This window comes from Flavobacterium suaedae (genome assembly GCF_014642915.1).
GTDB lineage: Bacteria > Bacteroidota > Bacteroidia > Flavobacteriales > Flavobacteriaceae > Flavobacterium > Flavobacterium suaedae.
The window spans coordinates 491,353-515,029 of record NZ_BMJE01000002.1 but is presented as its reverse complement, the minus strand read 5'-3'; the positions used below and the strand labels follow the sequence as shown (position 1 = coordinate 515,029).

The 23,677-nt window shown below is 35.2% G+C and carries 26 protein-coding genes, 1 tRNA gene and 1 pseudogene; 13 read left to right on the top strand and 15 right to left on the bottom strand.

All coding sequences use genetic code 11. The features are described 5' to 3' along the window. Positions 1 to 15: 15 nt before the first annotated feature. Positions 16 to 1,800, bottom strand: coding sequence for an arginine--tRNA ligase (argS, locus tag IEW45_RS05400; protein WP_188620204.1), 1,785 nt, complete (start codon positions 1,798 to 1,800; stop codon positions 16 to 18). Between the two features lie 166 nt (positions 1,801 to 1,966). Here argS and IEW45_RS05395 point away from each other — a divergent pair, with 166 nt between their 5' ends. Then, the gene (locus IEW45_RS05395) at positions 1,967 to 4,381 is read left to right on the top strand and encodes a TonB-dependent receptor (protein ID WP_188620203.1); all 2,415 of its coding nucleotides are present in this window, start codon (positions 1,967 to 1,969) and stop codon (positions 4,379 to 4,381) included. Positions 4,382 to 4,492: 111 nt separating this feature from the next. On the opposite strand, the gene IEW45_RS05390 is transcribed toward IEW45_RS05395, so the two are convergent. The 4 genes from IEW45_RS05390 to IEW45_RS05375 all read right to left on the bottom strand — a co-directional run bounded on the left by IEW45_RS05390 (position 4,493) and on the right by IEW45_RS05375 (position 8,996). Beyond that, positions 4,493 to 6,226, bottom strand: coding sequence for a family 43 glycosylhydrolase (locus IEW45_RS05390; protein ID WP_188620202.1), 1,734 nt, complete (start codon positions 6,224 to 6,226; stop codon positions 4,493 to 4,495). A gap of 97 nt (positions 6,227 to 6,323) precedes the next feature. Continuing rightward, the gene (locus tag IEW45_RS05385; protein ID WP_188620201.1) at positions 6,324 to 6,842 is read right to left on the bottom strand and encodes a L,D-transpeptidase family protein; all 519 of its coding nucleotides are present in this window, start codon (positions 6,840 to 6,842) and stop codon (positions 6,324 to 6,326) included. Positions 6,843 to 6,930: 88 nt separating this feature from the next. Then, positions 6,931 to 7,944, bottom strand: coding sequence for a 3-oxoacyl-ACP synthase III family protein (locus IEW45_RS05380; RefSeq protein ID WP_188620200.1), 1,014 nt, complete (start codon positions 7,942 to 7,944; stop codon positions 6,931 to 6,933). Positions 7,945 to 8,039: 95 nt separating this feature from the next. After that, positions 8,040 to 8,996 (bottom strand): ABC transporter ATP-binding protein, encoded by a 957-nt coding sequence (locus tag IEW45_RS05375; protein WP_188620199.1) that lies wholly within the window; start codon positions 8,994 to 8,996, stop codon positions 8,040 to 8,042. A 290-nt stretch (positions 8,997 to 9,286) separates the two neighbouring features. On the opposite strand from IEW45_RS05375, the gene IEW45_RS05370 reads away from it, so the two are divergent. After that, entirely contained in the window at positions 9,287 to 9,907 is a 621-nt protein-coding gene (locus IEW45_RS05370; RefSeq protein ID WP_188620198.1) for a hypothetical protein, read from the top strand. A gap of 80 nt (positions 9,908 to 9,987) precedes the next feature. Here the strand turns inward: IEW45_RS05370 and IEW45_RS05365 are convergent, their stop codons facing one another. Beyond that, positions 9,988 to 10,680, bottom strand: coding sequence for a YiaD family glycine zipper/OmpA-like lipoprotein (locus tag IEW45_RS05365; protein WP_188620197.1), 693 nt, complete (start codon positions 10,678 to 10,680; stop codon positions 9,988 to 9,990). A 35-nt stretch (positions 10,681 to 10,715) separates the two neighbouring features. Beyond that, positions 10,716 to 11,165, bottom strand: coding sequence for a lipocalin family protein (locus tag IEW45_RS05360; RefSeq protein WP_188620196.1), 450 nt, complete (start codon positions 11,163 to 11,165; stop codon positions 10,716 to 10,718). 370 nt (positions 11,166 to 11,535) lie between these two features. Between IEW45_RS05360 and htpG the strand changes: the two genes are divergently transcribed. Then, positions 11,536 to 13,422 (top strand): molecular chaperone HtpG, encoded by a 1,887-nt coding sequence (htpG, locus tag IEW45_RS05355; protein ID WP_188620195.1) that lies wholly within the window; start codon positions 11,536 to 11,538, stop codon positions 13,420 to 13,422. A 64-nt stretch (positions 13,423 to 13,486) separates the two neighbouring features. Here htpG and IEW45_RS05350 read toward each other — a convergent pair whose 3' ends face one another. Both IEW45_RS05350 and IEW45_RS05345 read right to left on the bottom strand, forming a co-directional pair. Further along, positions 13,487 to 13,633, bottom strand: a complete 147-nt coding sequence (locus IEW45_RS05350; protein ID WP_188620194.1) for a hypothetical protein — start codon at positions 13,631 to 13,633, stop codon at positions 13,487 to 13,489. 22 nt (positions 13,634 to 13,655) lie between these two features. Then, positions 13,656 to 14,159, bottom strand: coding sequence for a hypothetical protein (locus IEW45_RS05345; protein WP_188620193.1), 504 nt, complete (start codon positions 14,157 to 14,159; stop codon positions 13,656 to 13,658). Between the two features lie 126 nt (positions 14,160 to 14,285). Between IEW45_RS05345 and IEW45_RS14890 the strand changes: the two are divergent. Then, a pseudogene (locus IEW45_RS14890) lies at positions 14,286 to 14,432 on the top strand (DUF2721 domain-containing protein); the annotation flags it as partial. Between the two features lie 32 nt (positions 14,433 to 14,464). Here IEW45_RS14890 and IEW45_RS05340 read toward each other — a convergent pair. Continuing rightward, positions 14,465 to 15,001, bottom strand: coding sequence for a pyridoxamine 5'-phosphate oxidase family protein (locus IEW45_RS05340; RefSeq protein ID WP_188620192.1), 537 nt, complete (start codon positions 14,999 to 15,001; stop codon positions 14,465 to 14,467). 120 nt (positions 15,002 to 15,121) lie between these two features. On the opposite strand from IEW45_RS05340, the gene IEW45_RS05335 reads away from it, so the two are divergent. Next, a complete protein-coding gene (locus IEW45_RS05335; protein ID WP_188620191.1) occupies positions 15,122 to 15,529 on the top strand; it encodes a DUF2721 domain-containing protein in 408 nt (135 codons plus the stop codon). A gap of 6 nt (positions 15,530 to 15,535) precedes the next feature. On the opposite strand, the gene IEW45_RS05330 is transcribed toward IEW45_RS05335, so the two are convergent. After that, positions 15,536 to 16,141 carry a murein L,D-transpeptidase catalytic domain-containing protein gene (locus IEW45_RS05330; protein WP_188620190.1) on the bottom strand — a complete coding sequence of 202 codons (606 nt, stop codon included), beginning with the start codon at positions 16,139 to 16,141 and terminating at the stop codon, positions 15,536 to 15,538. Between the two features lie 137 nt (positions 16,142 to 16,278). On the opposite strand from IEW45_RS05330, the gene IEW45_RS05325 reads away from it, so the two are divergent. The 8 genes from IEW45_RS05325 (at position 16,279) to IEW45_RS05290 (ending at position 21,761) form a co-directional block, all read left to right on the top strand. Then, a complete protein-coding gene (locus IEW45_RS05325) occupies positions 16,279 to 17,184 on the top strand; it encodes an EamA family transporter (RefSeq protein ID WP_188620189.1) in 906 nt (301 codons plus the stop codon). 22 nt (positions 17,185 to 17,206) lie between these two features. Beyond that, positions 17,207 to 17,560: a DoxX family protein gene (locus tag IEW45_RS05320; protein WP_188620188.1), complete on the top strand. Its 354-nt coding sequence runs from the start codon at positions 17,207 to 17,209 to the stop codon at positions 17,558 to 17,560. A gap of 265 nt (positions 17,561 to 17,825) precedes the next feature. Continuing rightward, complete coding sequence (locus tag IEW45_RS05315) at positions 17,826 to 18,107, top strand: DUF2805 domain-containing protein (RefSeq protein WP_188620187.1); 282 nt, start codon at positions 17,826 to 17,828, stop codon at positions 18,105 to 18,107. Between the two features lie 117 nt (positions 18,108 to 18,224). Next, a complete protein-coding gene (locus tag IEW45_RS05310; RefSeq protein WP_229665896.1) occupies positions 18,225 to 18,509 on the top strand; it encodes a DUF2089 family protein in 285 nt (94 codons plus the stop codon). Further along, a complete protein-coding gene (locus IEW45_RS05305) occupies positions 18,506 to 19,081 on the top strand; it encodes a YIP1 family protein (RefSeq protein WP_188620186.1) in 576 nt (191 codons plus the stop codon). The genes IEW45_RS05310 and IEW45_RS05305 overlap by 4 nt, the downstream gene beginning before the upstream one ends. A gap of 11 nt (positions 19,082 to 19,092) precedes the next feature. Then, positions 19,093 to 20,487: an alpha/beta hydrolase family protein gene (locus IEW45_RS05300; protein ID WP_188620185.1), complete on the top strand. Its 1,395-nt coding sequence runs from the start codon at positions 19,093 to 19,095 to the stop codon at positions 20,485 to 20,487. 129 nt (positions 20,488 to 20,616) lie between these two features. Further along, positions 20,617 to 20,901, top strand: a complete 285-nt coding sequence (locus tag IEW45_RS05295) for a hypothetical protein (RefSeq protein WP_188620184.1) — start codon at positions 20,617 to 20,619, stop codon at positions 20,899 to 20,901. Positions 20,902 to 21,026: 125 nt separating this feature from the next. Further along, entirely contained in the window at positions 21,027 to 21,761 is a 735-nt protein-coding gene (locus IEW45_RS05290) for a DUF4369 domain-containing protein (RefSeq protein ID WP_188620183.1), read from the top strand. A 57-nt stretch (positions 21,762 to 21,818) separates the two neighbouring features. On the opposite strand, the gene IEW45_RS05285 is transcribed toward IEW45_RS05290, so the two are convergent. The 4 genes from IEW45_RS05285 to IEW45_RS05270 all read right to left on the bottom strand — a co-directional run bounded on the left by IEW45_RS05285 (position 21,819) and on the right by IEW45_RS05270 (position 23,673). Next, positions 21,819 to 21,892 (bottom strand) — tRNA-Thr (locus IEW45_RS05285). 79 nt (positions 21,893 to 21,971) lie between these two features. Next, positions 21,972 to 22,241 carry a hypothetical protein gene (locus tag IEW45_RS05280; RefSeq protein WP_188620182.1) on the bottom strand — a complete coding sequence of 90 codons (270 nt, stop codon included), beginning with the start codon at positions 22,239 to 22,241 and terminating at the stop codon, positions 21,972 to 21,974. A gap of 54 nt (positions 22,242 to 22,295) precedes the next feature. Further along, positions 22,296 to 23,261, bottom strand: coding sequence for a type I phosphomannose isomerase catalytic subunit (locus tag IEW45_RS05275; RefSeq protein WP_188620181.1), 966 nt, complete (start codon positions 23,259 to 23,261; stop codon positions 22,296 to 22,298). Between the two features lies 1 nt (position 23,262). After that, positions 23,263 to 23,673, bottom strand: coding sequence for a 6-pyruvoyl trahydropterin synthase family protein (locus IEW45_RS05270; protein WP_188620180.1), 411 nt, complete (start codon positions 23,671 to 23,673; stop codon positions 23,263 to 23,265). Between the last annotated feature and the right edge of the window lie 4 nt (positions 23,674 to 23,677).

Below are 23,677 nucleotides of genomic sequence, written 5' to 3'. Positions count from 1 at the left end.
AAATTGTGGTTTTAATTACATACGCTCCGGCACCCCTATACCTAAAAGAGTAAAGGCAGACTTAATAGTATCGCCTACTTTTTTAGATAATTGTATACGGAAAACTTTTTCGTTTTCAACTTCTGCACCCAATACAGGTACACTTTGGTAGAAGGAGTTATACTCTTTAACCACCTCATAAATATAGTTAGCAATTAATGCCGGAGAGTGACCCGATGCCGCATTTTGTATTACTTCAGGGTATTGTAATAACAGCTTTAACAGCTCTTTCTCTCTTTCCTGCAACACTATATCTTCCGGTTTTAAAGCAGATGAATAATCAAAATCTGCTCTGCGTAATAACGACTGTATCCTTGCGTAAGTATATTGTATAAAAGGTCCTGTATTCCCTGCAAAATCTACTGACTCTTCAGGGTTGAAAAGAATTCGTTTTTTAGGGTCTACTTTTAATATATAATACTTTAACGCACCCAATCCTATTATCTTGTATAGTTTTTTCTTTTCTTCGTCGCCATAGCCGTCAAGCTTACCTAACTCTTCTGAGATATTTTTAGCCGTAGCAGTCATTTCGGTCATTAGGTCATCAGCATCTACTACAGTACCTTCACGGCTTTTCATTTTACCGCTTGGTAAATCAACCATACCGTAAGACAGGTGGTATAAATTCTCTGCCCAGTCATAACCCAGTTTTTTAAGGATTAAGAATAATACCTTAAAGTGATAATCCTGTTCGTTACCTACAGTATATACCATACCACCAACATCAGGACAGTCTTTAACACGCTGAATTGCCGTACCTATATCCTGTGTCATATACACAGCAGTACCATCGGCACGTAATACTAATTTCTCATCAAGACCTTCATCGGTTAAGTCTATCCAAACCGAACCGTCTTCTTTTTTATAGAACACCCCTTTAGCCAGTCCGTCTGCTACAACGTCTTTCCCTAAAAGGTAGGTATTGCTTTCGTAATAATTTCTGTCAAAATCAACACCTATGTTTTCGTAAGTTTCATCAAAACCTTTGTAAACCCAGCCGTTCATTTTTTCCCAGAGTGCTACAACCTCAGCATCGCCTGCCTCCCACTTTCGTAGCATATCTTGTGCTTCTACAAGTATCGGTGCATTTTTCTTAGCTTCATCTTCGGTTTTGCCTTCTGCTTTTAAGGCCTCTATTTCTTCTTTGTACGCTTTATCAAAAGCTACATAGTAATTCCCTACAAGTTTATCGCCTTTTATATTGGCGCTTTCAGGCGTTTCTCCGTTACCAAATTTTTCATAAGCAACCATCGATTTACAAATGTGTATACCCCTGTCGTTTATAATTTGGGTTTTATATACTTTTTTACCCGAAGCTTTTAGTATCTCTGCTACCGAATAGCCCAGTAATACATTACGCACGTGCCCTAGGTGTAACGGTTTGTTAGTATTTGGCGAGGCATACTCTACCATTACTGCTTTACCGCCTTCCTGAGGTTTTTCAAAACCATACTCCTCATTATTCTTTACAGCATTAAAGAAGTTAATGTAATAGTTATCGGAAATTACAATATTTAAAAATCCGGAAACCACATTAAAACGCTCTACAATATCCGAGTGTTCCACAAGGTACTCCCCTATTTTTTTTCCTAACTCTACAGGGTTACTTTTTAACTGCTTTACCAATGGGAAAATAACCATGGTTATATCCCCTTCAAACTCTTTACGGGTAGCCTGTAATTCAACTTTTTCAAGGTTGATATCAAACAGTGCTTTTACCGCTTTTTCTATATGTGGAGTAATAATTTGTGCTAATGCCATTTTGTATGCTTTTTGACCTGCAAATATAATTATATTTTGATAAGACACTGAGTATTCCAACTTTAAAAACACTAAGAATATTTTTTCAAAAAAAATTAATTTTTGTTGTAACATTTTGCTTGTTAAGTTGTCATATAGGCATCAATCATTAATCAAAAAACGAACGATGAAGTTTAAGTTATTGCTGTGCTTCCTGCTAGGGAGCCTATCGACCCTTTACGCTCAAAAAAATGCGGAAATATCAGGTAAGGTTATCGATAAAACTACTAACCAACCGCTACCTTATGTTAGTATTGTAATAAAGGAAAACAATGCTACTGTAACAGGTGGAATTACCGAAGAAAACGGAGAGTTTACTATACGAAATCTTGAACCTAAAAACTACAGTGTAGAAATTCAGTTTATGGGTTATAAAACGCAAAAACTGAATGCTAACCTTTTAGGCGATAACAAGAAGGTAAATCTTGGCAACATTATTTTAGAAGAAGAGGCTATGTTGCTTAATGAGGTGGAAATAGTTAAAGAAGTATCTACCATTGAGCAGAAAATTGACCGTAAGGTAATAACGGTAGGGCGCGACCTTACTACTGCGGGTGGTACAGCTTCGGAAATTATGAATAACATACCATCGGTTAATGTTGACCAGGATGGCAACATATCGCTACGCGGTAACCAAAATGTAAGGGTTTTAATTGACGGGCGACCAACTAATATATCGGCAGCACAGTTATTAAAACAAATACCTTCTACCTCTATTAAAAAGATAGAGCTTATTACCAACCCAAGTGCTAAATATAACCCTGAAGGGATGTCGGGTATTATTAATATAATACTTCACAAAAACAGTAATGACGGGTTTAACGGTAATTTTAATGCAGGGATTACTTTTGGTGAAACGCCTAAGTATAACAACTCACTTAATATGAATTACAGAGTTGGTAAAATAAACTTCTTTACCAACTTAGGCTCCAACTTTGGTAAATATTTTAATAATGGTAAAATAGAACGCCGTGACATAAACTCTGACCAAATACTGGACATTAGCAATGATAACGAAAGTTACTTGGGTAAATTTGGTTTAGACTTTTATATAGATGATAAAAACACAATATCCGTTTACACTAACCAGAACTATTTTGAAGGTGTGGGTAATGTAGCTACTGATATTTTTTACCCTCAGAATTCAGGTTTTGAAAGTCTTAACCAGTTAGCGGTATATGACACCGGTAATCATAATAACACCTACAACCTTGCCTACAAACATAAATTTAACGATGAAGGGCATACACTGGATTTTGAAGGTAATTTTAATGACACCCAAAGCACTCAGGATGCTGATTTTACTACCGAAACAGATGCAGACAGCTCTTTTTACGAGGACAGGGTTGATGATGAAGGTGAGAATATAACGCTGAATTTAGATTATGTAAACCCTATTAATGAAAAATCGAAACTGGAATTAGGAGCACAGGCAAGAATAATAAACAACGAAAGTAACTACAGGACTACAAACCCTAATGTTACTAACCCAGCGCTACAAAACTCAAATTATACCTACGATGTAAATATATACTCTGCTTACGCCACATTCGGGCAAAAGTTCTCAAAATTCAGCTACCAGTTGGGTGCACGTTTTGAAAGCTATAAAGTAGAAGCTAACTTTAATAATGGTGAAGCTACTTTTGATGATGACTATTTAACAGTATATCCATCAGCATTTTTTGGTTATACTATTAATGAGAAAAATATGCTGCAATTGAGCTATAGCCGACGTGTAGACCGCCCCAGCCTGCAACAAACAAAACCGGTAAGGGAGTTTGCCACGCCATTAACCACATCAATAGGTAACCAGTACCTAGAGCCTCAGTTTACAAACTCGGTAGAGCTTAATTATACCCGAATGTTCGACAGAAACTCATCTGTTACGGCAGGTGTGTATTACAGGCTGATAAATGATGAAATAAGCAGAATTGTTTATCCTGACGAAAGTACTCCTGATAATGAAAATGACCAGATTTTAAGCTATACTAACTTTGACAGAAACACAGCTTACGGTTTTGAAGTTTCTGCCAATTACAAAATAACCAAATGGTGGGATGTACAGCCATCAGTAGATTTTTCTAATATTTCACAGAAAGGTTTAGTTTCTGAATTAGTTCCGGGAACGGAAGACCAGTACCAATCTGTTTTAAAAGAAGTTGACGTTTCTGCTCTTAATGCAAGACTTAACAGCAACTTTAGAGTTAACCAAAGACTTAGCTTTTTACTATTCGGGTTTTACAGAGGTCCTGTAAACGGTGTGCAAAATAACAGTAAAGAAATGTACAAAATAGACTCCGGAGCGCGTTATACATTGCTAGATAACAAAATGACTTTCAGTCTTCGCTTTAACGATATGTTTAACACCATGCGTTATGCGTTTGACGCTAAAAACCCATTCCCGCAAAGTGGGGAATTCCGTTGGGAAAGTCAATCAGTGTACTTCGGTATTAATTATATGTTTGGTGGTGGTAAAAACAGAGCTATGCAACGCAAGCAACGTGATGATAATACCAAACAGTCCAGCGGACAAATGTTTTAATTACAGCATAATCCACCTAACCACGGATTATTTTTCATACGAGAGTTTAGTTTAGTAGTTGAGCCCCTGTCAGTATTTATCATACTGCAGGGGTTTTTCTTTTCTATGTTTTTATTTTATCTCTGAAATAGTGCTTCCTTTTGTAATACCATTTTCATTAAAACTATCTACAACAAAATAATAGTTCTGTTTTTTTGAAAGCGAGTTTATCTGTATATGATTATCACCATATACCTGATAATTTAGAAAAAGTTTATCAGGAGCCGTACCATACCTTATATTATAACCTGTAGTGTTCTCTATTTTTTCCCAGTTTAGCTTTACTGAGCAGTTATTATCCGTTTGTCTTTCTGCTGTAATAGTAGTAACAGCAGCAGGTTTTGCACCACTACCATTCCCAAACACTCTAAAACCTGACATAGCAAAAGTACCGGAAGGTGTATGATAGTTTTTTACCCGAACATAACGTGCTTTTACAGGGTTTTGCACAACAATATAATCATGTGGTGCATCCTCTTTATTTTTAGTTTTATCTGCCAGCACTTGCCATGTTTTACCATCTGTAGAGTACTCAAGCATATATTGATAATATATGCCCGGATCTCTGCCTAAAATAGTAGTAGTATGTTCTGCAAAATTTAACTGTACCGCATTAACTGTATAGACATCTTCTAAATCAACCTGTAACCACTGTCCCTTTTTACCATCTTTCGCGCTCCAGTAGGTACGTATATTTTCATCTACGCTTTTTTCTACACCATATTCTGGCAGGGAAGATGAAGCAGTTACTTTTTTATTGTACGATAACAGCATCCAGCCTGAAAGATAATCTTCTTCATTCTCTATTTTACGTTGCGGTATGCTTATGGGATAATCACCAAAGCCTGTATAGGTATAGGCGTAACCATCCTCATTAAAAAATACCGGAAAAAGACTTAATCTTCGTTCAAACTTGTGTTTTACTGATATTGTGGTACTACTGATGTGCCAATAATTACCATAATTATCCTGAAAAGTAGCGCTGTGTCCTGCTCCTGTAGCAAAACCCGAAGGTCGATAAGAAAAAGGGTTATATTCGCTAAGTTTAAAAGGGCCCAGTGGGTTATCGGCTACGTACATACCGTCAGCATAACTTCTAAACTCAGTACCGGGTGTGGAATATTGTAAATAATATTTGCCGTTAAACTTGGTCATCCATGCTCCTTCTGTCCATGGTCTTTCACTGCGTTCATTATAATCTCCCGGGCGCTCCCATCCGTTATTTTCTATATCTGCATTCATGCAGGCTACAGGTTCACCTATCGGCATAAAGGTAGTTCTATCAAGTTCTACAGCATATAAAGGCTCTATATTAGAACAACCATAATATAAATAAAGCCTACCATCATCATCAAGAAATAAATCAGGATCTACATTTTGTATCGGGAAATTACTATTAACCACTTCCCACCTTCCTGTTTTAGGCTTTGCCGATTTATATATAACCGGTACTTTATCGCCATTTGTTGATGCTGTAAAATAAATTTCATCATTAATAACAACAGCAGCAGGCGCATAATCCTCTATAGGTAAATCAGGAGTTGTTACAAAGTTCCAGTCAACCAAATTAGAAGAATACCAATATCCTCCTGATTTTGAAGCAAAAAGAAAATATTCACCTTTAAAGTTTACAATAACAGGGTCTGCCGCTTCGCGTCGTGACGGTTCATCAAGACAAAAACGATAATTTAAATTAACAGGATTACAGTAGGTTAGTTTATCGTTACTATTTTGAGCGCTTATTATAAGGCTATTTAAAAATAATAGCCACACTAGAGTGCTATGAATGTATTTTTTAGAAAACATGATTTTTGTATGGAATTAATAAACTTTACTTATAAAAATTTATAACCCACAATAATACAAAAACCTCAGTCTTGGCAAATAATACAATTTTATACTATTACGGTATTATTTTTATAGTTGCGTTGTTAACTACTGCTTCATAAAGCTCATCTACTTCACTATCGGTAACCGCAATACAGCCAGCTGTCCAGTCTTTCCAGCGGTGGAATTTACCTATATAGCCCCTGCCATTACGTAAACCATGAATTTTTATATCGCCCCCGGGAGGTTTACCTAATTGTTTAGCATGCTCTCTATCTTTATTATTTGGGTAAGATACTCCTAGGTTTTTATGATAGCCACTATTAGGGTTACGGTCGTTTATTATATAATCTCCTTCGGGAGTTCGGTTATCGCCTTCATATTCTTTATGTCCTACGGGGTTTTTACCCAATGCTATTTTATACGTTTTTAAAAGCTCATTTCCTGAATAGGCTTCCATTATTCTTTTGCTTTTATACACTACTAAGCGGTCTACAGGCTTGCCTTTGGGTAATTTCTTTTCAGGAAAAAAATAATAACCTAGAAGGAGAAAAATTACAATACATAGTATTCCTAGTATATATTTTACTATCATAAAACACCTGTTTTTAGTTTGCACAATATAAAAAAAAGCTACCCATTTACGGGTAGCTTTTTATTATCTGATTAAATCGTAAATTTAATTACCATTTTATAATAGCACTTCCCCAAGTAAAGCCACTACCAAAGGCTGCTAATACTACTGTGTCGCCTTCTTTTATTTTACCTTCTTCAAAGGCTTCGGTTAAAGCAATAGGTACTGATGCTGCTGTAGTATTACCATATCTCATTATATTGTTATATATCTGATCATTACTAAGCTGAAATTTTTGTTGTATAAACTGAGAAATTCTTAAGTTAGCCTGGTGTGGTATTAACATATCAATATCAGATACTTGCAGGTTATTCGCTTTTAAACCTTCCATAATTACCTCGCTAAAACGTACTACAGCATTTTTAAATACAAACTGCCCGTTCATGTACGGGTAATAACTTTCATCATTAGGGTCATTATCCGCAATTATATCGGTGACCCAACGTTTACCCATGCCGGGAGCTATAAGTGATAACTCTTCTGCATGCTGCCCTTCGGAGTGCAGGTGTGTGGAAAGTATTCCCTTTGTAGTATCTTCTTCTCTGCTTAATACTGCTGCGCCTGCACCATCACCAAATATTACTGATACGGCGCGACCTCTTGTAGTCATATCTAAACCTGTAGAGTGCAACTCAGAACCTATTACTAATATGTTCTTATACATTCCTGTTTTTATAAACTGGTCGGCTACCGAAATAGCATATATAAATCCTGAGCATTGGTTACGAACATCCAGAGCGCCTATTGTTCTTTTTAACCCAAGATCTCTTTGTACTAAAACACCTGGTCCCGGAAAATAATAATCAGGGCTAAGAGTCGCAAATATTATAAAGTCAATTTCATCTTTATCAAGTCCTGATTTTTCAATTGCTTTTTGGGCTGCTTTTACTCCCATTGTGGTTGTAGTATCGCCATCTCCTTTTACTACATGCCTTCTTTCTTTTATACCGGTACGCTCCTGAATCCACTCGTCATTAGTATCCATAACTTTAGACAGGTCATCGTTTGTTACTACATTTTCAGGCACATAATAACCTAATCCGGAAATCTTAGAATTATACATTGATATATGATTTTAATAAAAATAAGTTGGTAAAAATAAACAATTCGTAAAATTATACCACTATTTAGCGTCGTAAATTAAACTTTTTGTACTACTTAATGGATGTTAGTAACTACTTCCAGATTAATATTTTCTCCTGAATTTATACTTCTTGTATGTTCAAAAAACACAACCTGCTTATCCAAAGCTGATTTTATAAGGTAATGGCTTCCTTTAAAATAGCTTTGTTTTACTACTACCTGTAAAGGACCGTCTTCACTAACTTTTAATTGATGCGGATATAATAATGCGGTTTCGTTATCTTCCTTAGTAAATGTAAATAGCTCCTTTTTTATTTCATTAACTTCCCCAAACAGAGAAGCCGTATATTTATCTGCAGGGTTAAAATATAATTGCTTAGGTGGTACTTTATGTATTAGCTTTCCTTTTTTAAGCACTATGGTTTCGTCTGCAAACGAAAGTGTGTCTGTGCTATCGTGTGTTGCTACTATACATATTATTCCTTTTTGTTTTAAATAGGCGAAAAGATTACGCCTTAAAGCATTTTTCCTGAAATTATCTATATGGCTGAAAGGTTCATCAAGAAGCAGCACCTCCGGTTCTACAGCCAGAACTTTTGCTAAAGCTATACGTTGCTGTTGCCCGCCGCTAAGGTATTTAGGTTTAACATCTGCATAGTCACTCATTTCTACTATCTCCAGCAACTCTTGTACACGCTGCTTTTTCTCCTTTAAATGAAAATTAGAAAGATACTTGCCTACATTTTCTGCTACTGTAGTATAGGGCATTAAGTCAAAATCCTGAGCCAGGTATTTCATATATGGCATTCCGGGTACTAAATTATAAGCCGGACCCAATACTTTTTCATTATTGTATATAATTTCGCCTTCATCTAAATCATAAAGTCCATATATAAGTTTTAGCAAAGTACTTTTTCCGCACCCACTTTCTCCTATTATGGCTATATTTTGCCCTTTGTTAACTGTAAAGCTTATATGATGGAGTATAGTATCTTTATCATACCCAAAAGAAATATTTTTTACTGCAAGCATTCTTTAATTATTACTGTGCAAAAATATTGAATTACAATCAATATTGTATTAGTTAAGTTCTTATAAAAAAGCTAAAAGGAGCCGCTATTAGCGACTCCTTTTTCACACCTAACCAATAAATAACATGTATTATGAAAATACGTTTTCTTAATACAAAACATTATTTCCAATCCACCTATAGTTATTTACGTATATATAGATGTTTTGGTTTGCTGCAAAAAAATATTTTGACTTAAATAATTGAATTTTTAATTCTTAACAATATCTTTACCAAAAATTTAACTTAAGCTATGATACGTAAACTAACTTTTATTGCAATGCTGATAGTAGTAAACTTTGGCTACTCTCAAAGCAAATTTGATCAATACTCACTTGAAGCAGGGTATGGTATGGCAGCATCAGGAGACCCAAGTATTAGTGGCTTTACCCACTTTGATGCAGGCTTTAGATATATGGTAGATGAATACTGGGGTATTAAATTCGATTTTGGTTTAGACCAATTCAGAACAGGCAGTAACCCAGAGTTAGGAACAGATTACAAAAGATTTTCTGTTCAGGGAGTGTACAATTTAGGACGTACATTAGACCTGCCTAACATGACCAACGGGTATATAAATGCATTGGCTCATGGCGGTCTTGGTTATTCTTCTTTAAAATCGATAAATAGAAATGGGGTAGATAATATAGGTAATGTAATCATCGGCATCACTCCACAAGTATATATTAGTGATAATTTCGCTTTTATGATGGATGCATCATTTATACTTAACTTTACGCAACATTACAATTTTGCAGGAGAATATCCTGACGGGAGCCCTACGGATAATGCATTTACCGGTAAAATGTTTAACCTTTCTTTCGGACTTACTTATTACTTCGGGAGAAATAGCAGTGATGTTGACTGGAGATAAAAATACTTTAAATTACATATAAAAAAAGCTGCCTCTATAGGCAGCTTTTTTGCTTAACACTTAACACAAATTCAAAAAAATTATTGTTTTGCTTCCTTCTCTGCTTCTTCTATCATTTGTTGGTTTGCAGTAATGGCAAACTCTACTCTTCTATTTTGTGCTCTTCCTGAAGCTGTTTCATTATCTGCTATAGGGTCAGCCTCGCCTTTACCCATAGTGGTAAATCTTGATGATGAAAGTCCCTTTCCTGTAAGGTACGAAACTACAGATGCAGCTCTTTGCTCACTCAATCTTAAATTATAATCATCACTACCACTACTATCGGTATAACCAAATACCTGAATATTAGTATTAGGATATTCATTAAATACAGGTACAAGTCTGTCAAGATTAGCTTTTGCTTTAGAAGTAAGGGTTGATTTGTTTAAATCAAAATTTACAGAGTTTTCACCAAGAGTCAGTTTAATACCTTCTCCCACTCTTTCTACTTCCGCTCCCGGTAACGCTTGGTCTATTTCCTGAGCTTGCTTATCCATTTTATTACCAATAACACCACCTACAGTACCACCTACAACACCACCAATTATGGCACCAAGTGCAGTGTTACCTTTACCAACATTGTTACCTATAACACCACCAAGAACTGCTCCTGATGCTGCTCCTATTCCTACACCTCTTTGCGTGTTACTGGTGTTTTTCATTGCCTCACATGAGGTAAGAACTATACCGGCTAATAGTGCCAGTGACATGAAATAAATTTTTGCCTTCTTCATAATTATAAATCTTTATTTTTTGTTTTATTGATTTTTTATCTTCTTTGGAATTGGTATACAACCTCAACATTATTTCCGCCTACGTTTACATTATCTACAAGCTGGAAAGAATTATCTGTTTGATTTCTTACTTTTAAATAATATCCTTGCGATACACGTTTAGCTTTTTCTCCCTCAGTAATTTTTAATGTAAAATCACCTGTTTTAGTAATTGTCCATACTATAGGACTGCTAAAGGACGGGCACCCCGGCTGCGTAAGACTCATTTCACCTTTATTGTTATTAGACACGAAACTCCAATTACTGCCTATAAAACATTTAGAGTCTGCAATATCAAATGAGTTTACTTTAATATAATCCGAACCCGGATATGTAACTTGTGTTATAGTCCAGTTACCTTTTAGTCCTACCTGCGATTTTTGGTCAAGCGAACCACATGAAGCTACCAAGGCAACCATCATGCATAAAAACACAATTTTCTTCATAATTATTATTAGGTTTATTAGTTAACTTTTTGCTCTGTTTATATGGATAAAATTACTAAGAATATAGATTACTTTACAACAGTAAACATATAATTTAACAGGAATTATATTAAATTTAAAATATAGAAAAAGTAGCGCAACTGACTTTGTTTTAATAAAACAAGCACTTTATACAGTATTGCCTCAAAACAAAGTCTTAATATTAATCTTTTCTTAAATCCTTATTTCTTTAACATTTACGACACACTGAATGTAACTTTTACAGTAAACCCCATACCTAAAATGCCATTTTGTCACTCTGTTTTAATTGGTATCTTATTTGAAAAAGAACAATCAACAAATTAATACATATAAAAAACACTTATATATTATGGCAACAGGAAAAATTAATGTTTCAGTAGAAAACATATTTCCCCTAATCAAAAAGTTTTTATACAGCGACCACGAAATATTTTTACGTGAGTTAATATCCAACGCAACCGATGCTACTTTAAAATTAAAACACCTTACAAACATAGGTGAAGCCAATGTAGAATATGGCAACCCGATGATTGAGGTGAAAGTAGACAAAGAAGGTAAAAAAATACATATTACAGACCAAGGTATTGGTATGACAGGCGAAGAGGTTGAAAAATACATCAATCAGGTAGCTTTTTCGGGTGCTGAGGAATTCCTTGAAAAATATAAAGACTCTGCCAAAGATTCAGGTATTATTGGGCATTTTGGTCTTGGTTTCTATTCAGCCTTTATGGTGGCCGAAAAAGTGGAAATCATTACTAAGTCCTATAAAGACGAGCCTGCTGTACACTGGATTTGTGACGGTAGCCCTGAATTTACTATTGAACCTGCTGACAAAACAGAGCGAGGTACTGAGATTATACTTCACATTGCAGAAGACTCTACAGAGTTCCTTGAAGAAAACCGCATTAGCGAGCTTTTAAATAAATACAACAAGTTTATGCCTGTGCCAATTAAATTTGGTACACGTACAGAAACTTTACCAAAACCGGAAGACGCTCCTGAAGATTATAAAGAAGAAACGGTTGAAGTAGATAACATTATTAACAACCCTAACCCGGCTTGGACGAAACAACCTAGCGACTTAGAGAAAGAAGACTATAAAAACTTCTACCGTGAGTTGTACCCAATGCAGTTTGAAGAACCGTTATTCCATATTCACCTGAATGTAGATTATCCATTCAATCTGACAGGTATTTTATACTTCCCTAAACTTTCGGCTGATTTACAAGTACAGAAAGATAAAATTCAATTATACCAAAACCAGGTATTTGTAACTGATAATGTAGAAGGTATAGTACCTGAATTCCTAACCATGCTTCGCGGGGTTATCGACAGTCCGGACATTCCGTTGAATGTATCGCGCTCGTACCTGCAAGCAGATGGTGCCGTTAAAAAAATATCGAACTACATTACCCGTAAAGTAGCGGATAAACTAAAATCGTTATTTACAGAAAACCGTGAGGATTTCGAGAAGAAATGGAACGATATTAAAATTGTACTGGAATATGGTATGCTTAGCGAGCCTAAATTCTACGAAAAAGCAGGTGCGTTTGTACTGTACCCTACTGTAGATGAAAAGTACTTTACGCTTGATGAGCTAAAAGAAAAACTGGCAGCTACTCAAACCGATAAAGACGGTAAGCTGGTAGTATTGTATGCTTCTAATAAAGATGAGCAACACAGCTACATTGCCGAAGCAAAAGATAAAGGGTACGAAGTATTGTTATTAGACTCGCCTATAGTATCGCACCTGATACAAAAACTGGAAGCGGATAACGAGAACCTTACCTTCGCGCGTGTGGATGCCGACCATATAGATAAACTGATACAAAAAGAAGAAGAACAACTATCTAAACTCAGTGATGAGGAAAAAGAAACCTTAAAAACTACGCTGGAAGAGATTGTTCCGAAAACTACGTATACCGTACAGCTTGAAGCTATGGACAGCAATGCTGCACCGTTCCGTATTACACAGCCGGAGTTTATGCGCCGTATGAAAGAAATGAGCCAAAGCGGTGGCGGTGGTATGTTTGGTATGGGCAACATGCCCGAAATGTACAACCTTGTGGTAAATACCAACCACGAGCTTACAGGAAGCATACTAAACACCGAAGACAAAGCACAAAAAGAAGCATTAGTAAAACAAGCACTAGACCTTGCCAAACTAAGCCAAAACCTGTTAAAAGGCGAAGAACTTACCGCTTTTGTAAAACGCAGTTTTGAAATGATTAAATAAGAACGTTGGATAATAGATGATAGAAAAAACCTGTAGCTCTCGCCACAGGTTTTTTTATTTATTCTTATTTCTTATCATTGGGCTTATTATCTGTTGAAGGAGGTGGGGGAGTATATTCATAATCTGGTAGATTACTTTTCTCTATCTTTCCATTGATTTCACCTCTATTATTTTGTGAGGAGTCATTATTGCGTTTTTTATCATCATTCATAATTTATTTTTTTTAGGGTTTATTATTCATTTATAGGTTTTACATTGTAATTACTTCTAAGGAAGACACTCATTCTCTCTTCAGCTTCTTTACTTACTTTCTTAGGCACATCAAAAAAAACTTCATCACTAAATCTCAAAATTTCAATTCCTTGCCTTTTTAAATCATAATAAAAATCTTCGACTTCGTCATCTGAAAATTTATCCTTAGATATTGAATCCCAAAATCTTTCATATTCAAGATTTAGATTTTCTAATTTCATAGATTTTGTACCTAGCTCTTTTATATATTTATTATATGGCAACAAAGGTCTTATTGTTGTAATCGCTTGAGAAACTGCTATAATTATTGTCCAAATTAATTCTAATTTATCCCAAATTAACCACCCCGCAATACTTGATGAAGAGGCAATTGTGAGAAAAAGGCTTATTCTCCATTCTCTTTTCTGATATTTCTTATATAAAAGCTGTATTAAAAACGATTTGTATTTACAATTTACTAAACAAGACCAAACTCTATCTTTCATTTAAAAAGAAATTAGAACACTAATTTACAAATCTATAAAGTAGATAGCTCATATTTTTTTTAACATTCTATAATAGTTTTTAACATAATTAAAATAACTTTAAAAAAGTCATGATTTTGTAGATATATTTTCTTCTTACATTTACAGTACCAAAATTACAATAATGACACTCTCCTCGAAACCCCTGCTTTACTGTTTTCGGCAATATCATTAATACTGCTTGCCTATACCAAATGCTTCCTTACTATAGGAGGTATAGTGCGCGGGATTAAAAACATAAAAAACTCCCTTTCGGGAGTTTTAATTTATGGCTTTATATTACCTTCTACACTATCATCATAGGTTTCACCTTTTATAGCGCCATAAGCCCTTTTTAATAAAGCTACAGCCATACCATGTTTGGTATCCCAGTAGTAACCCTGTGTGGGGGTAAATTTAATAACGGTTATACGGGGGTCGTCTTTACCCTCGGTAAACCAGGTTTTCATCATCGGGTCCCACAACTCGTCTATTTTTTGTTTATCCTTACTAATAGTACAGTTGCCGTACAAGCTTAAAAAATCGGTATATCGCCCTCCCTGAAAAAGTAATTGTGCGGCAGGATCCGTTTCCAGTTCTTTGTTTTTATGGGAGTCATCCGCACTCAAAAACCAAAAATTACCTTCGTCATCAATAACTTCAGGAGCCATCGGTCGGGTATCAAAAGGCTTTCCGGTTTGTATTTGTGTACAAAAAAAGCAGGAACCGGCAGCTTCAGCTAATTCCTTAATCTTATCCAGTGCTTCTTCTCCTGCCAGGTTTTTAAAATTATCTTCCGGCTGTTGTTTGTTAATAGAATCCATAGCGTATATTTTTATTTGTTCACTATTAAAAGTATAACATATATAGATGAACAGGTGTTAGCAGAATAATAAAATTAATCCGAAACACTTATCTTTATCATTACAATCAACCAAACTGAAATGGAACTCTCTTTAGAAACCCCTGCTTTACTGTTTTCGGCAACATCGTTAATACTGCTTGCCTATACCAACCGTTTCCTTACTATAGCAGGTATAGTGCGCGGGCTAAAAAAGAACTACGAAGAAAACCACACCAAAAGCATATTACTCGAAATTAAAAACCTGAACCTGCGACTAACACTTATCCGCCACATGCAGATGTATGGTGTGTTAAGTCTGTTTTTCTCGGTATTTGCCTTAACACTATTATTTTTTAAAGTAGAAGACTGGGCAATATATATGTTCGGAGCAAGTTTATTGCTTATGCTTGCCTCGCTTGCCGTTTCCTTTTGGGAAATAAGTATTTCCGTGCGTGCGCTTCGGGTACACCTTAGCGATTTAATAGAGGAAGCGAATAACAAAGAATAGTATTTATTATAAAATCCAGAGTAGTACAGGCTTTTCGGTTTGCTTTAGTTTAGCATCTAATTTTCGCATAAATACATCAGACACCGCAGGGCAACCCCAACTTAACGGACTAAAACGCGGGTATACCTCAGAGTCAGACACTGCATCCCACGAGTGGAGAACAATAACCCTGTCTTTTGCATTGCTGTTGCTTTCTTCCAGTCCGTGCAACCAGTACTTTACATTAATTCCCCACGAACTGTAATCCCTGCTCCCTATTTTATACTTCCCATTAGAAGAGCAATGACTTTCAGGTCGATTACTAAATTTTGCCTTTTGGTATTTTGTTCGGTTAGGTTCATATACATCGCAACTGCCATGGGTAACCATATTGCTATCAGTTATTTTTCCTTCTTTAAAACTGTAAGTATAAAATCGGTTTTTACCGGAATGCACACTCATATCAATCAGAAAATAGTAATCGGTACTCATCCCTTTTTCTTTGCAAAACGCTAAGGCTTCCTTATGTTGTTCGGAATAATCTTTTTCGGTAGTTTCTGTAACATCTTCTTTCTTTTTGCCATCAGCACAGCTTATAAAAGCTATCAGCATCAATAGTAAACTGTTTTTCATTCGTTTAGTTATAAGGGTTATCTACTTATAACTATAAATATAGTTAGCTTAGTATATTGGTAAAGTTTTAAATATGTGCTTTGCTTTATCAGGTCAACTGTTTGCCCTATCTTTGCAGGCTTTTTAATTTAAAAAAAATGTCACAAAACAATATATTTAAAGGGTTAGTATTAGTGGGATTAGGTGCTACCAGCTACGGTATGCTTGCCACTTTTGTAAAACTTGCCTACGGCGAAGGCTACACTACTGCCGAAGTTACCTCATCGCAGTTTATACTGGGATTAATCGGGTTGCTTATCATTAACGCTTTCCGTAAACAAAGCAAGAAAGCAGAAACAGTAAAGGCATCAAACAAGGATATAAAACAGCTAATGCTTGCGGGTACTTCACTAGGTTTTACCAGCTTGTTTTATTATTTGGCGGTGCGATACATTCCTGTTTCCATAGGTATTGTAATGCTTATGCAAACCGTATGGATGGGTGTAGTACTGGAAGGTATTTTAAGCAAAAGCTTTCCTTCGGCACGTAAAACCATAGCTGCCATTATTGTACTGGCAGGTACGGTACTTGCCACTAACCTTATTGAAACTGATACCCTACCCGACTGGCGTGGTGTTGGCTGGGGGCTGCTTGCAGCAGCTTCATTTACCACTACTATGTTTACTGCTAACAAAATTGCCCTGCACCTTTCTACACCGCAGCGTAGTTTGTATATGCTTATGGGGGGTGCTGTAATCGTATTTGGTTTTGCTGCTTATACCTATACAGGCAGTTTTAATATGGCTATATTTTTAAAATGGGGAATTTTATTATCCCTGTTCGGGACTATTATTCCGCCTATGCTTATGAATGCCGGTTTTCCGCACACGGGGCTTGGTTTGGGTAGTATAGTATCATCTTTAGAGTTGCCTGTATCGGTAACTATGGCATATATTATTCTAAATGAAGAGGTAACTGCTTTACAGTGGATTGGTATTGTCTTAATAATTGCTGCTATTGTAATTATGAATATTAAAACAAAAAGAAACCGAAAGAATGCTTAAATTTGAGTAAAACCAAATTTATATGACTTTACCCTGGCACTTATGTGTAATGGCAGTTATTTATATACTGGCTGGTTTAAACCATTTTAGAGTACCAAAAATGTATGAGCGTATTATACCGCCACTATTTACTTCTCCTAAAACAGTAAATATAATTAGCGGGCTTGCCGAAGTGGTACTGGGGATACTCCTTTTAGTGCCTAAATTCTCAGCTTGGGCTGCATGGGGCATTATTATACTTTTAATTGCTGTTTTCCCTGCCAATGTATATATGGTAACAAATAAAAAGGCAAGTTTCGGGTTACCAAAATGGTTACTTATTGCCCGATTACCTCTTCAACTTTTATTAATGTACTGGGCTTACCTATACACTTAACCTCTTAAAGGCAGTTGATTATACCCCCCTCAACTACAAAAACACTCTAACAAATCTCTTTTTTATTTAAAACTTTCTTACATAAGGTATATAAAAACACTTTTTACAGAAAAAAATGCAACAAGGTTAAGTTTTCTTTAAATGATTTTCAAAAATCTGATAAATAATGCATTCTTTATAAAGTGAACTACTTTTTTTAGTAATATTGATTAGTATTAACAACAAATAATTTTTTAAAAAGAATCTGACTAAACTTTTCCCTGTGATGAAAAAGAGTAATCGTGTAGAGCTGGATAAAGAAACAATTGAAAAAATAGTAATAGTGGCTCAGGAAGAAAAAAGGCCATTTGAAGTACTAAAAAAAGATTTCGGAATATCTGAAAAAGAGGTAACAGAAATTATGAAAAAGAAGTTACCTACTGATAGTTTCGAACTTTGGAAAAAGAAAACGGCAAACAAAAAACCGAAACAATTAAAACCGCAAAAGTTTAATGAAATTGAAGACGATGATTTAGACACAAAGTATTACATAAAAAATAAGTTTTAAAAATATACTACTAAACTCCCTACTCAGGGAGTTTTTTATTCACTAAAACAAAAATATTATTTAACTTTATTAAAGTTTAATTTAATTTTATTAATTTTGAATTACACTTTAATAAAAATGATTGAACCAAAACTACCCAGTACATGCCCCAGCTGTTCAGAACCTTTACGGGTATCACAGCTATCGTGCCCTGAATGCCAAACTCAGGTATCGGGCAACTACCCCCTTCCGGCATTACTACGCCTTAGCAAGGAGGAACAGGATTTTATTATACAATTTTTCTTATCCAGCGGCAGCCTTAAAAAAATGGCGCAGCAAATGGGGAACAGCTACCCTACTGTTCGCAATAAACTGGATGACCTTATTGAAAAAGTAAAGCAATTAATACCGGACGAAGAATGAAAACACTACTACTTAATCCTTTTAAAAAGTATACTGAAAAGCAATTAATACTTATAGGAATTGTTTTTACGGTACTGGGAAGCCTTTCTGCCTATTGGTTTAACGCTCGATATGATGGTGTACTGGATTTACATTTTGCAACAAATGTAGCCATAGAAACACCTTTTATAGAAAATGCAGTTAATATAGTATTACTCTCCTTTACACTATATATGTTGGGTATATATATAAATAAAAAAACAAGAATAGCAGATGTCCTCAGCACGGTACTATTGGCAAGGTTACCTTTTTATTTATTGACTTTAATTAACATAAGCAGTAAAATATCCAATATTGAAAGAAAGGTAATAACCTCTAACCCTTACGACATACGTTTCGCTCCTTCAGAGATTGTATATTTATTAGTCTTATCAATACTAATACTTGTGTTTATTGTATGGCATATAGCATTACTATATAATGGCTTTAAAGTAGCTGCAAACTTAAAAACAACAAATCAAAAAATACTTTTTGCAGTAACAATTCTAATTACCGAAATAATCTCTAAAATACTATTTTACACTATCCTATAAACTTTATAAAAATGAAAAAACTTATTCTTTTAACCATACTCTTCATAACATCAGTAATTAATGCTCAAGATGTAACAGGTGACTGGTACGGGCTACTTAAATTTCCCGGAGGGCAATTACGAATAAACCTTCATGTTACAAGTACTGATGATGGCTACAGCGCTACTATGGACAGCCCTGACCAAGGTGCTAACGGAATACCCGTGCAAACCACAACCTTTAAAGACAACAAACTTACTTTCGCTATCCCACAGGGCGCAATTAAATATGAAGGTACGTATAAAAACGAAAGTATTGAAGGTACATTTACACAAAACGGTCAGCCGTTGCCTTTAAACTTTAGTAGAGAAAAAGTAGAAATAACAAAGGCTAAGCGTCCGCAGGAACCTAAAAAGCCTTATCCTTACTATACTGAAGATGTAAAATTCACAAACCCCAGAGCTAATATAGAGCTGGCAGGTACATTGTCTTTACCTGAAAAAGAAGGCAACTTCCCTGCTGTAGTTTTAATTAGCGGAAGTGGTCCTCAAAACCGAGATGAAGAATTATTAGAGCATAAGCCTTTTCTTGTTTTAGCTGATTATTTAACCCGAAACGGTATTGCTGTACTTCGTTATGACGACAGAGGTGTAGGTGAATCAGGAGGAGAATTTAAAGATGCTACAACAAAAGATTTTGCTGATGATGCCGAAGCTGCTTTTGAATATTTAAAATCACGACCTGAAATAAATAAAAATAAAGTAGGGCTAATAGGTCATAGCGAAGGAGGTACTATTGCGCCTATAATTGCTGCTAAAAATAAAAGTGTAGCTTTTATAGTAATGCTTGCAGGAACTGCTATACCGGGCGATGAAATATTAATGTTGCAAAATTATTTAATTAATAAAGCAGAGGGTATGCCTGATGAAGAACTTACAAAACTGGGTAATATTAACATGACTATTTACAATGCTGTTAAGCAGGAAAAAGACCCAAAGAAGCTAAAAGAGAAACTTAGTGAAATATACCAAACAGAATTAAAGCCTGTTTTTATTGCTAAGGGTATTCCTGAGTCACAGGTAAACCAATACATTACACTACAGATAAACGAAATTTCTTCTCCGTGGTACAGTTATTTTATACGCTATAACCCTGCCCCTGCCATAGAAAAAGTACAATGCCCTATACTGGCACTAAACGGAGAAAATGACCTACAAGTACCTGCTAATGCTAACCTGGGAGCAATAAAAGATATAGCTAAAAAAAGTGGTAATAAACATGTTACCGTAAAAGAATTACCGGGGTTAAACCACTTATTTCAGGAAAGTGCAACAGGTGCTCCAAACGAATATTCAAGCATAGAACAAACTATAGCTCCTGTAGTCTTGGAAACCATTTCTGAATGGATTAACAAACAGTCAAGATAATTTTTTAAATATAAAAAATGTTAAAATTGTAATTTATTGTAACAAATAGTAACTTTATACGACTATATAACTAATTACCAATAAACTATTATTACTGCTATATAGTAATCAACAACTAACAACTCTATTATGAAAAAAGTATTACTACTGTTTATGCTTGCCTTTACAGGTACTGTTATGGCAAGTAACGAGGTGAAGCAAAAAAGCGACGCGACAAACAATACTGAATATTTAGCTGTTTATAAAAAGGATAGTATTGATCCCCCTGTAAAGGACACTCTAAAAACGAAAAAACAAAACTCGTTTACAGAAGAGATAAAAGATAACAAAGGTTTACTTTCTATTAATGTGTTTTTAGTTGATTTAATTCATAAAAGTAATATTAAAATAGCTAAGCGTATTTTAGAAGACTAATAAGCGTTATAAAATACATAAAACAAAAAAGCTGCTCAATGAGTAGCTTTTTTTAGTATCCGCTATTTCCCTGTCAATTATTATTTTGCTTATTTTGCGAAAATTTAAAATAACAACTTCTATTTATGAAAAGAGCTTTAAGCCTGTTTGCCCTGCTATTTATTGTAGCTGCCTGTAATAACGAAGAAAAACATCCTGATAGTAACCTGCACATTACAGGTGAAATAAAAGGACTTAAAAAAGGTAAACTCTATATACAACAACTAAGGGATACTACCCTTACCACGCTGGACAGCATTATTGTAAACGGAGACGCTACGTTTGACAGTTACCTGAATATTGACGGTCCTGAAATGTTATACCTATTTTTAGACAGGGGACAAACAAAATCTATAGATAACAGTTTACCGTTTTTTGCAGAGCCGGGAGAAATGACTATAAACAGTACTAACGAAAACTTTTTTGCAAAAGCTAAGATTACAGGCTCTGAAAATCATAAAATGTATGAGGACTACTTGAAAATGAAAAGTCGCTTTACAAACAAAAATTTAGAGCTTTTAGAACAAAGTATGGAAGCTGAGAAAGAAGGAAATACAGCTATTAAAGACAGTATTGACAAACAAATGGAAAATTTGCTTAAAAAGAGATACCTTTTTACTGTTAACTACGCTATTAATAAAGGTGATTATGAACTTGCTCCTTATTTAGTACTATCAGAAGTAAACGATGTTAATATAGTGTACTTAGATACTGTTCAAAAAAGCATGTCGCCTAAAGTAGCAAAATCATACTACGGAGAACTTTTAACGGAGTATATAGCCGAACGCCGTAAAGCTGTAGAAGCTGCCAAAAGCGAATAAAAGAAAATATAAAGCAATAAAAAAACGCTTCAGTTACCTGAAGCGTTTTTATTTTTGAGCCGATGGAGGGACTCGAACCCACGACCTGCTGATTACAAATCAGCTGCTCTAGCCAGCTGAGCTACACCGGCGTCTCAACTCGGGTGCAAATATAGTTCTGTTACCCAAATTTCCAAAAAAAAATGTGCAATTTTTATAACTTTTTTTTGATTAAAGCGCGTTCACTTTATCAACTAATTGTCTTGCAGACTCTTCCAATTCTTTATTTATCTGCTTAAAATGCTCTTTTTTATTCTCAACATTTCTTTTTTCGTTTACTTTTCTGATAAGAGCATCAAAAGTAGTAATAGCTTCATCAATTAAAGCATCAGATTCTTTTGTTGGCTTACCTGTAGTTGCCATTTCCCAAATGTAAACTGACTCTATGATTTCTCCGAAAACATAGTTAATATCCTTCTTTAAATTTCTAACACTTGCCATATTTATCTTTATTAAAATTTCGACGCAAAATTACAACTAATTCTTTTTCTAAAACTATTCTTTAATACATATTTCCAAAAGGGTAGCATCTCCTTTAAGCGTATAGTTTTTTAAAGCAGCAGGTACTAATATAGTATCACCCTTTTTAAATTGGTGCTCTTTACCGCCTGCTATAAAAGTATATTCACCTTCTGTACATATATATACATTAAAACTATGTCCGTCTTTTTCTTCTGTAGCTTCTCCTGTTAACGGGTAGTAAGAAGTTGTAAAATAAGGACAATCTACCATTACGTTAGCAGTATTAATTACATTGGTATATTCTTTTTTAGTATCGGTAGTTTCGTAGTTCATAGCATCAAGTGCCTGCTCTACGTGCAACTCACGCGAATTACCGTTAGCATCTACCCTATCCCAGTCGTATATTCTGTAGGTAATATCGCTGGTTTGTTGTATTTCTGCTATAACTATACCCGCACCAATAGCGTGAATAGTACCGGTTTCTAAAAAGAAAACATCTCCTTTTTTTACTTCTACTTCGTTAAGTATTTCAATAAGGTTTTTGTTATCTAAATGCTCAACATATTCTTCAGGGCTTGATTTTTCTTTAAAGCCCACAATAATTCTTGCTCCTTCATCAGCCTGCATTACATACCACATTTCTGTTTTCCCGAAAGAGTTATGGCGTTTTTTAGCCAACTCATCATCAGGATGTACTTGTATAGATAAGTCCTGCTGTGCATCCAGAAACTTAAACAATAAAGGGAATTTACTCCCAAACTGTTTGTGTACTTTTTCACCCAATAAAGCATCAGGATACGTTTCAATCAGTTCGGTAAGTGCTTTACCCTCATAAGCCCCGTTTGAAACTACACTAACATCGCCGTCTACTGCTGATAGTTCCCAGCTTTCTCCTGTAGTTTGGGTAGGTATATCTTTACCTAAATCTGTTTTTAGTTTTGTTCCGCCCCATATCCTGTCTTTTAAAATAGGGGTAAAAAGTAACGGGTACAATTCCATATTATTTTCCTTTATAGGTTACAAAGTTTCTGGGTGTTTCATATAGTACTACTTCAAGGTCTTTATCACTGCTTATGCATTTTCTAACCTTATTCCATATTACTACAACTATATTTTCTGCTGTTGGGTTAAGGTCTTTAAATTCCGGAACATCCATATTCAGATTCTTATGGTCAAAAGCCTCCTCAACCTCAGCATATATAATATCTTTAAGCTCTTTCATATCGATAACATAACCGGTATCAGGGTCTACTTCTCCCGTTACGCTTACTATAAGCTCATAGTTATGCCCGTGAAAGTTTGGGTTATTACACTTCCCGAAAACAGCATCGTTATGCTCCTCCGTCCAGTCCGGTCTATATAACCTGTGTGCCGCATTAAAATGTGCTTTTCTGCTTACGGTTACCTTCATAGTG

Coding starts and splice junctions, on each gene's coding strand:
- IEW45_RS05390 (WP_188620202.1), bottom strand. CDS start 6,226: ATGTTTTCTAAAAAATACATTCATAGCACTCTAGTGTGGCTATTATTT.
- IEW45_RS05345 (WP_188620193.1), bottom strand. CDS start 14,159: ATGAAAGATAGAGTTTGGTCTTGTTTAGTAAATTGTAAATACAAATCG.
- IEW45_RS05335 (WP_188620191.1), top strand. CDS start 15,122: ATGGAACTCTCTTTAGAAACCCCTGCTTTACTGTTTTCGGCAACATCG.
- IEW45_RS05370 (WP_188620198.1), top strand. CDS start 9,287: ATGATACGTAAACTAACTTTTATTGCAATGCTGATAGTAGTAAACTTT.
- IEW45_RS05365 (WP_188620197.1), bottom strand. CDS start 10,680: ATGAAGAAGGCAAAAATTTATTTCATGTCACTGGCACTATTAGCCGGT.
- IEW45_RS05330 (WP_188620190.1), bottom strand. CDS start 16,141: ATGAAAAACAGTTTACTATTGATGCTGATAGCTTTTATAAGCTGTGCT.
- htpG (WP_188620195.1), top strand. CDS start 11,536: ATGGCAACAGGAAAAATTAATGTTTCAGTAGAAAACATATTTCCCCTA.
- IEW45_RS05295 (WP_188620184.1), top strand. CDS start 20,617: ATGAAAAAAGTATTACTACTGTTTATGCTTGCCTTTACAGGTACTGTT.
- IEW45_RS05270 (WP_188620180.1), bottom strand. CDS start 23,673: ATGAAGGTAACCGTAAGCAGAAAAGCACATTTTAATGCGGCACACAGG.
- IEW45_RS05280 (WP_188620182.1), bottom strand. CDS start 22,241: ATGGCAAGTGTTAGAAATTTAAAGAAGGATATTAACTATGTTTTCGGA.
- argS (WP_188620204.1), bottom strand. CDS start 1,800: ATGGCATTAGCACAAATTATTACTCCACATATAGAAAAAGCGGTAAAA.
- IEW45_RS05360 (WP_188620196.1), bottom strand. CDS start 11,165: ATGAAGAAAATTGTGTTTTTATGCATGATGGTTGCCTTGGTAGCTTCA.
- IEW45_RS05310 (WP_229665896.1), top strand. CDS start 18,225: ATGATTGAACCAAAACTACCCAGTACATGCCCCAGCTGTTCAGAACCT.
- IEW45_RS05385 (WP_188620201.1), bottom strand. CDS start 6,842: ATGATAGTAAAATATATACTAGGAATACTATGTATTGTAATTTTTCTC.
- IEW45_RS05340 (WP_188620192.1), bottom strand. CDS start 15,001: ATGGATTCTATTAACAAACAACAGCCGGAAGATAATTTTAAAAACCTG.
- IEW45_RS05325 (WP_188620189.1), top strand. CDS start 16,279: ATGTCACAAAACAATATATTTAAAGGGTTAGTATTAGTGGGATTAGGT.
- IEW45_RS05375 (WP_188620199.1), bottom strand. CDS start 8,996: ATGCTTGCAGTAAAAAATATTTCTTTTGGGTATGATAAAGATACTATA.
- IEW45_RS05305 (WP_188620186.1), top strand. CDS start 18,506: ATGAAAACACTACTACTTAATCCTTTTAAAAAGTATACTGAAAAGCAA.
- IEW45_RS05350 (WP_188620194.1), bottom strand. CDS start 13,633: ATGAATGATGATAAAAAACGCAATAATGACTCCTCACAAAATAATAGA.
- IEW45_RS05290 (WP_188620183.1), top strand. CDS start 21,027: ATGAAAAGAGCTTTAAGCCTGTTTGCCCTGCTATTTATTGTAGCTGCC.
- IEW45_RS05315 (WP_188620187.1), top strand. CDS start 17,826: ATGAAAAAGAGTAATCGTGTAGAGCTGGATAAAGAAACAATTGAAAAA.
- IEW45_RS05275 (WP_188620181.1), bottom strand. CDS start 23,261: ATGGAATTGTACCCGTTACTTTTTACCCCTATTTTAAAAGACAGGATA.
- IEW45_RS05320 (WP_188620188.1), top strand. CDS start 17,207: ATGACTTTACCCTGGCACTTATGTGTAATGGCAGTTATTTATATACTG.
- IEW45_RS05380 (WP_188620200.1), bottom strand. CDS start 7,944: ATGTATAATTCTAAGATTTCCGGATTAGGTTATTATGTGCCTGAAAAT.
- IEW45_RS05300 (WP_188620185.1), top strand. CDS start 19,093: ATGAAAAAACTTATTCTTTTAACCATACTCTTCATAACATCAGTAATT.
- IEW45_RS05395 (WP_188620203.1), top strand. CDS start 1,967: ATGAAGTTTAAGTTATTGCTGTGCTTCCTGCTAGGGAGCCTATCGACC.